We start from the raw sequence: 7,723 nt of genomic DNA on the forward strand, positions 1-7,723 counted from the left end.
ATTCGCGAGCAGGCTCGCTCCCACAAGGGATTTATGTTGTCAGTAGAAACACAAACCCCGGCACTCGGCCGGGGTTTGTTTACCGCATTACAACCTTAAACCAGCGCAGCAATCGCCGCGTTGAAGGTTGCGCTTGGGCGCATGGCCTTGCTGATCAACTCGGCGTCGGCGTGGTAGTAACCGCCGATGTCGACTGGCTTGCCCTGCACGGCGTTGAGTTCGGCAACGATGGTTGCTTCGTTCTCGGTCAGGGTTTTGGCCAGAGTCGCGAACTGCGCTTGCAGTGCAGCGTCTTCAGTCTGGGCGGCCAGGGCCTGAGCCCAGTACATCGCCAGGTAGAAGTGGCTGCCGCGGTTGTCGATGTTGCCGACTTTGCGCGATGGCGACTTGTTGTTGTCGAGGAACTGACCGGTGGCCTGGTCCAGGGTTTTCGACAGCACCAGTGCTTTCGGGTTGTTGTAGTTCACACCCAGGTGCTCAAGGGAAGCGGCGAGGGCAAGGAACTCACCCAGCGAATCCCAGCGCAGGAAGTTTTCTTCAACCAGTTGCTGCACGTGCTTCGGCGCCGAACCGCCGGCGCCGGTTTCGAACAGACCACCGCCATTCATCAGCGGTACGATCGACAGCATCTTGGCGCTGGTGCCCAGTTCCATGATCGGGAACAGGTCGGTCAGGTAGTCGCGCAGTACGTTGCCGGTCACCGAAATGGTGTCCTTGCCTTCGCGGGTGCGCTGCAGGGTGTACTTCATCGCGTCGACCGGCGCCATGATCTGGATGTCCAGACCGCTGGTGTCGTGATCCTTCAGGTAGGCCTGAACCTTCTCGATCACCACGCCATCGTGAGCGCGCATCGGGTCGAGCCAGAAGATCGCCGGCGTGCTGCTCGCGCGGGCACGGTTGACGGCCAGTTTGACCCAGTCCTGGATCGGCGCGTCTTTGGTCTGGCACATGCGGAAGATGTCGCCGGCTTCGACAGCCTGTTCCATCAGCAGCTTGCCTTTGCTGTCGGTGACGCGAACAACGCCGTCAGCCTTGATCTGGAAGGTCTTGTCGTGGGAGCCGTACTCTTCGGCTTTCTTCGCCATCAGGCCGACGTTCGGCACGCTGCCCATGGTGGTCGGATCGAAAGCGCCGTTGGCTTTGCAATCTTCGATCACAGCCTGGTAGATGGTCGCGTAGCAACGATCCGGGATCACAGCCTTGGTGTCGTGCAGCTGACCGTCGGTGCCCCACATCTTGCCGGAGTCACGGATCATCGCTGGCATCGAGGCGTCAACGATGACGTCGCTCGGTACGTGCAGGTTGGTGATGCCTTTGTCGGAGTTGACCATCGCCAGCGACGGACGAACGGCGTAGACCGCTGCGATATCGGCTTCGATCTGCGCTTGCTGCTCGGCCGGCAGGGCCTTGATGCGTGCGTACAGATCGCCGATGCCGTTGTTCAGGTTGAAGCCGATCTGGTTCAGCACGTCAGCGTGCTTGGTCAGTGCGTCTTTATAGAACTCGGCAACGATCTGGCCGAACATGATCGGGTCGGAGACCTTCATCATGGTCGCTTTCAAGTGAACCGAGAGCAGCACGCCCTGGGCCTTGGCGCTTTCGATCTCGGCAGCGATGAACGCACGCAGGGCGTTTTTGCTCATCACGGCGCAGTCGAGGATCTCGCCAGCCTGAACGGTGGTTTTTTCTTTCAGAACGGTGGCAGCACCGTCCTTGGCGATCAGTTCGATCTTCACAGCGTCAGCGGCGTCGATCAGGACAGCTTTTTCGCTGCCGTAGAAATCGCCGGTGCTCATGTGTGCGACGTGGGACTTGGAGTCCTTGGCCCAGGCGCCCATCTTGTGCGGGTGCTTGCGCGCGTAGTTCTTCACCGACAGCGGAGCGCGGCGGTCGGAGTTGCCTTCACGCAGAACCGGGTTCACGGCGCTGCCCTTGACCTTGTCGTAACGCGCCTTGGCGTCTTTGTCGGCGTCGCTGGTCACGGTTTCCGGGTAGTCCGGCAGGTTGTAGCCCTGCGCCTGCAGCTCTTTGATCGCGGCTTGCAGCTGTGGCACCGAAGCACTGATGTTCGGCAGCTTGATGATGTTGGCTTCAGGCGTAACGGCCAGGTCGCCCAGTTCGGCGAGGTGGTCGGCTACGGCTTTGTCGCCCAGTTGCTCGGGGAAGCTTGCCAGGATGCGCGCTGCAAGAGAGATATCGCGGGTTTCCACGGCGATATCGGCCGAGGCGGTGTAAGCCTCGATGATCGGCAGCAGGGAATAGGTGGCGAGGGCAGGAGCTTCGTCGGTGAAGGTATAGATGATCTTCGAGCGGGTGGGCATATTCGGATTAACTCTCTCTTCTTTGCTAAAGCGTGCGCAGAAACTCGAGGGGCGCCGGGTAAGCGCGTTCGTTCAAAGTCATCCATGAACCGAATGTCGAGATTCTTCGCGGTGATGTTGGGTGCATCAGTAGAGCGTCAAGCAGTCAGGCTGCGGTAACAACCCGACCAATCAGGCGGAAAGTCTCGTGCTAGAGAGGCCAGCCGTCGTGACCCTGTGGTCAGCGGGCGGCATTATACATAGGTAGCTGGCAATCTGCCGATGGTTCATATGCAACGATTCTCGTCCATTGGTCTAAAGGTCGCAGGGCGCGACCGGGCAAAGACTCGTTACGAATGCTGGAGTTTGGCGCTTTTCCCTTTGCTTTCAGGCTTGTACGAAACGAGATGTGCGCGGCGCAGGAACATAGGGTTTGCGTGTTGATTCAACTGGGTTACGCTCGAAGCAAGCCAGGTGTTCAATCCAAACAATGGAGTTCAGCATGGGTTACAAGAAGATTCAGGTTCCAGCCGTCGGTGACAAAATCACTGTCAATGCAGACCATTCTCTCAATGTTCCTGATAACCCGATCATCCCCTTCATCGAAGGTGACGGTATTGGTGTCGACATCAGTCCGGTGATGATCAAGGTTGTCGATGCTGCTGTTGAAAAGGCCTACGGCGGCAAGCGCAAGATTTCCTGGATGGAAGTCTACGCCGGCGAAAAGGCCACTCAGGTTTATGACCAGGACACCTGGCTGCCGCAGGAAACCCTCGACGCGGTCAAGGATTACGTGGTCTCTATCAAAGGCCCGCTGACCACTCCGGTCGGTGGCGGCATCCGCTCGCTGAACGTGGCCCTGCGTCAGCAACTCGACCTGTACGTCTGCCTGCGCCCGGTGCGCTGGTTCGAAGGCGTGCCGAGCCCGGTGAAAAAGCCCGGCGATGTCGACATGACCATCTTCCGCGAGAACTCCGAAGACATTTACGCCGGTATCGAATGGAAGGCCGGTTCGCCGGAAGCCACCAAGGTCATCAAATTCCTTAAAGAAGAAATGGGCGTCACCAAGATCCGTTTCGACGAAAACTGCGGCATCGGCGTCAAGCCGGTATCGCGCGAAGGCACCAAACGTCTGGCGCGCAAGGCTCTGCAATATGTGGTCGACAATGACCGCGATTCGCTGACCATCGTGCACAAAGGCAACATCATGAAGTTCACCGAAGGTGCCTTCAAGGAATGGGCCTACGAAGTGGCGGCCGAAGAGTTCGGTGCGACCCTGCTCGACGGCGGTCCGTGGATGCAGTTCAAGAATCCGAAAACCGGCAAGAATGTTGTGGTCAAGGACGCCATCGCGGACGCCATGCTCCAGCAGATCCTGCTGCGCCCGGCCGAATACGATGTGATCGCTACGCTTAACCTCAACGGTGACTACCTGTCCGACGCGCTGGCGGCGGAAGTGGGTGGTATCGGTATTGCGCCGGGCGCCAACCTGTCCGACACCGTGGCGATGTTCGAAGCGACCCACGGTACCGCGCCGAAATATGCCGGCAAGGACCAGGTCAACCCGGGCTCGCTGATTCTCTCGGCCGAGATGATGCTGCGTCATATGGGCTGGACGGAAGCGGCGGACCTGATCATCAAGGGAACCAACGGTGCGATCGGCGCCAAGACTGTTACTTATGATTTCGAGCGCTTGATGGATGGCGCGAAGCTGGTGTCGTCTTCCGGGTTCGGGGATGCGTTGATTTCGCATATGTAAAAGTTGCAGGCACGCAAAAACCGCCTGACTCGATGGGTTGAGCCAGGCGGTTTTTTATGACCGAATGTTTTGAGGCTTCAACTGGTTGCCGTTTGTTTTTCCTTGGCAATCGAGCTTGGCGTGGGCGCTGCTTCGACCGAAGTTATCTTCACGGCATGCAAGCCTTTAGGGCCTTGAACGATCTCGAAGTTCACCGCCTGACCCGCTTTCAGGGTCTTGTACCCTTCCATTTCAATGGCGGAGTAGTGGGCAAAGAAATCAATGTCCTTGCCATCCTCATCGCGACCTTCCCGGGCGTCGGTATTGATAAAGCCGAATCCCTTGGCATTGTTGAACCATTTCACCTTGCCGACAGCCATGCTCAAATCCCTCTGCAACAGACTCCATCGCTGGAGTATCATCCACGACATCCGCAATCGAATTCGATAAAAGAATTGACTCCGCGGATCTTTTTTACCCACTGTGGGCTCTATTGGTTGTAACACCGTTTTCCCGATAGTCAAGGTGACCGGGCAGTCGTAGTTGAAAACGTGTGCAACCGCCCCCACCACTGTATTCGCACAACTGACGAACCTTTTTTTCCATGCATGCAATCAGCCAGATTCGACTAACATTCAATCAGGATCGCCCGCTTCTCCAAAAGGATCTTCCACAGGAGCACGACGACGATTCGGCAGGCGTTGCTGTTCAGGAAGCAAAGCCCGCGTTACAGGCGCCGCCGATGTACAAGGTGGTTTTGTTCAACGATGACTACACACCGATGGATTTCGTCGTCGAAGTGCTCGAGGTGTTTTTTAACCTGAATCGCGAGCTGGCGACCAAGGTCATGCTGGCCGTCCATACAGAAGGACGAGCAGTATGTGGAGTGTTTACCCGCGACATCGCCGAGACAAAGGCCATGCAGGTCAACCAGTACGCCAGGGAAAGCCAGCATCCGCTACTCTGTGAAATCGAGAAGGACGGTTAATCGCCGACCACTTGGGTATGAGGTGAAGCTATGTTAAACCGCGAGCTCGAAGTCACCCTCAATCTTGCCTTCAAGGAGGCTCGTTCGAAGCGTCATGAGTTCATGACCGTCGAACATCTCCTGCTGGCCCTATTGGATAATGAGGCTGCCGCCACCGTTTTGCGTGCCTGCGGCGCAAACCTCGACAAACTCAAGCATGATCTGCAGGAGTTCATCGACTCCACCACGCCATTGATCCCCGTGCATGACGAGGATCGCGAAACCCAGCCAACCCTGGGCTTCCAGCGTGTCCTGCAGCGTGCTGTTTTTCACGTACAGAGCTCGGGCAAACGCGAAGTGACCGGCGCCAACGTGCTGGTCGCCATCTTCAGTGAGCAAGAGAGTCAGGCCGTGTTCCTGCTGAAACAGCAGAGCGTGGCGCGCATCGATGTCGTCAACTACATCGCCCACGGCATTTCCAAAGTACCGGGGCACGGCGATCACTCTGAAGGTGAACAAGATATGCAGGACGACGAGGGCGGTGAGTCTTCTTCTTCAGGCAATCCTCTGGATGCTTATGCCAGCAACCTCAACGAACTCGCGCGCCAGGGTCGCATTGATCCGTTGGTTGGTCGTGAGTCGGAAGTCGAGCGTGTCGCGCAGATTCTTGCGCGCCGGCGCAAGAACAATCCGCTGCTGGTGGGCGAGGCAGGCGTGGGTAAGACCGCGATTGCCGAAGGCCTGGCCAAGCGCATCGTCGACAACCAAGTGCCGGATCTGCTGGCCAATGCGGTGGTTTATTCGCTCGACCTCGGCGCTCTGCTTGCGGGTACCAAGTATCGCGGTGATTTCGAGAAGCGCTTCAAGGCGCTGCTCAATGAGCTGAAAAAGCGTCCGCAGGCGATTCTGTTTATCGACGAGATCCACACCATCATCGGTGCGGGTGCTGCGTCCGGTGGCGTGATGGATGCGTCCAATCTGCTCAAGCCGCTGCTGTCGTCTGGCGACATTCGCTGCATCGGTTCGACCACGTTCCAGGAATTTCGCGGCATCTTCGAGAAGGATCGTGCCTTGGCGCGTCGCTTCCAGAAGGTCGATGTCGTCGAGCCATCGGTGGAAGACACTATTGGCATCCTGCGTGGCCTGAAAGGACGTTTCGAGCAGCATCACAATATCGAATACAGCGATGAGTCGTTGCGTGCCGCTGCCGAACTGGCGTCGCGCTACATCAATGACCGGCACATGCCGGACAAGGCCATCGACGTAATCGACGAGGCGGGCGCCTACCAGCGTCTGCAACCTGTAGAAATGCGCGTCAAGCGTATCGAAGTGCCACAGGTCGAGGACATCGTCGCGAAAATCGCGCGGATTCCGCCAAAGCACGTGACCAGTTCCGACAAGGAGCTGCTGCGTAACCTGGAGCGTGACCTGAAGCTGACGGTGTTTGGTCAGGACGCGGCGATCGATTCGCTGTCGACTGCGATCAAGCTGTCCCGTGCCGGGCTCAAGTCGCCGGACAAGCCGGTGGGTTCGTTCCTGTTTGCCGGGCCTACCGGTGTCGGTAAAACCGAGGCCGCGCGACAACTGGCCAAGGCCCTGGGCATTGAACTGGTGCGTTTCGACATGTCCGAATACATGGAGCGGCACACCGTATCGCGTCTGATCGGTGCGCCTCCAGGCTATGTCGGTTTCGACCAGGGCGGTCTGTTGACCGAAGCCATTACCAAGCAGCCACATTGCGTATTGCTCCTTGATGAAATCGAGAAGGCGCATCCGGAAGTCTTCAACCTGCTGTTGCAGGTCATGGACCACGGCACGCTGACCGACAACAACGGGCGCAAGGCGGATTTCCGCAACGTAATCGTGATCATGACTACCAACGCCGGTGCCGAGACGGCCGCGCGGGCTTCGATCGGTTTCACCCATCAGGACCACTCGTCCGATGCGATGGAAGTGATCAAGAAGAGCTTCACGCCGGAATTCCGTAACCGTCTGGACACCATTATCCAGTTTGGTCGCCTCAGCCATGAGGTCATCAAGAGTGTGGTGGACAAGTTCCTCACCGAGCTTCAGGCGCAGCTGGAAGACAAGCGTGTGTTGCTTGAGGTTACTGATGCTGCGCGTAGTTGGCTGGCGGCGGGTGGTTATGACTCGGCGATGGGTGCGCGTCCGATGGCGCGTCTGATCCAGGACAAGATCAAGCGTCCGCTGGCGGAGGAGATTCTGTTTGGCGAACTGGCCGAGCATGGCGGTGTGGTGCACATCGACATCAAGGATGGGGAGTTGACGTTCGACTTCGAGACCACTGCAGAAATGGCCTGACGGCTGTGGATCAAGAGGGCGCCTTCGGGCGCCTTTTTGTTGTCCGGTGTTTTTGGGCTTTGGATGTATATCCGTTGCTGCGGTGATGGCTTATTAAGGTTTCGCCCTTACGGCGAGTCACCTTTTTCAAACGCCAAAAAGGTAACCCAAAACGCTTGCTCCTACGTTCGGCCCTCGCAGGCTCGGGTTCCTTCGCTGCGGGATCGATCCGGGCGCAGCGGCTACGGTTTGCTTCGCTGCACCTCCTTCCGCTGTGTCTGGCTGCGCCAGACGGTCGCTGCGCTCCCACCCCCGGATCAATCCCTCCACTCAGCCTTCCGACGTCGCCGGTGGATCAACAGCAAGATCAAAAGCACTCGAGCTTGCGCTCATTGTTGAGTGGGGCGGCTTCGCCGC

5 protein-coding genes are annotated in these 7,723 nt (G+C 57.9%); 3 read left to right on the forward strand and 2 right to left on the reverse strand.

The window, feature by feature from the left end; genetic code table 11:
* Window positions 1-95 precede the first annotated feature (95 nt).
* Entirely contained in the window at window positions 96-2,321 is a 2,226-nt protein-coding gene (locus D8U82_RS24470) for an NADP-dependent isocitrate dehydrogenase (protein ID WP_071172899.1), read from the reverse strand.
* Between the two features lie 481 nt (window positions 2,322-2,802).
* On the opposite strand from D8U82_RS24470, the gene icd reads away from it, so the two are divergent.
* Window positions 2,803-4,059 (forward strand): NADP-dependent isocitrate dehydrogenase, encoded by a 1,257-nt coding sequence (gene icd, locus D8U82_RS24475; protein ID WP_024013414.1) that lies wholly within the window; start codon window positions 2,803-2,805, stop codon window positions 4,057-4,059.
* 77 nt (window positions 4,060-4,136) lie between these two features.
* Here icd and D8U82_RS24480 read toward each other — a convergent pair whose 3' ends face one another.
* Window positions 4,137-4,418: a cold shock domain-containing protein gene (locus D8U82_RS24480; RefSeq protein ID WP_071172897.1), complete on the reverse strand. Its 282-nt coding sequence runs from the start codon at window positions 4,416-4,418 to the stop codon at window positions 4,137-4,139.
* A 224-nt stretch (window positions 4,419-4,642) separates the two neighbouring features.
* Between D8U82_RS24480 and clpS the strand changes: the two genes are divergently transcribed.
* Together clpS and clpA are read left to right on the forward strand one after the other, a co-directional pair.
* A complete protein-coding gene (gene clpS, locus D8U82_RS24485; RefSeq protein WP_011334948.1) occupies window positions 4,643-5,026 on the forward strand; it encodes an ATP-dependent Clp protease adapter ClpS in 384 nt (127 codons plus the stop codon).
* 30 nt (window positions 5,027-5,056) lie between these two features.
* Window positions 5,057-7,327, forward strand: coding sequence for an ATP-dependent Clp protease ATP-binding subunit ClpA (gene clpA, locus D8U82_RS24490; RefSeq protein ID WP_016775266.1), 2,271 nt, complete (start codon window positions 5,057-5,059; stop codon window positions 7,325-7,327).
* Window positions 7,328-7,723 lie beyond the last annotated feature (396 nt).

This window comes from Pseudomonas sp. Sample_23 (genome assembly GCF_004307595.1).
Classification (GTDB): domain Bacteria; phylum Pseudomonadota; class Gammaproteobacteria; order Pseudomonadales; family Pseudomonadaceae; genus Aquipseudomonas; species Aquipseudomonas atacamensis.

Excerpts from the sequence above, each read along its gene's own strand:
- D8U82_RS24470 (WP_071172899.1), bottom strand. The coding sequence starts at position 2,321 with ATGCCCACCCGCTCGAAGATCATCTATACCTTCACCGACGAAGCTCCT.
- clpA (WP_016775266.1), top strand. The coding sequence starts at position 5,057 with ATGTTAAACCGCGAGCTCGAAGTCACCCTCAATCTTGCCTTCAAGGAG.
- clpS (WP_011334948.1), top strand. The coding sequence starts at position 4,643 with ATGCATGCAATCAGCCAGATTCGACTAACATTCAATCAGGATCGCCCG.
- D8U82_RS24480 (WP_071172897.1), bottom strand. The coding sequence starts at position 4,418 with ATGGCTGTCGGCAAGGTGAAATGGTTCAACAATGCCAAGGGATTCGGC.
- icd (WP_024013414.1), top strand. The coding sequence starts at position 2,803 with ATGGGTTACAAGAAGATTCAGGTTCCAGCCGTCGGTGACAAAATCACT.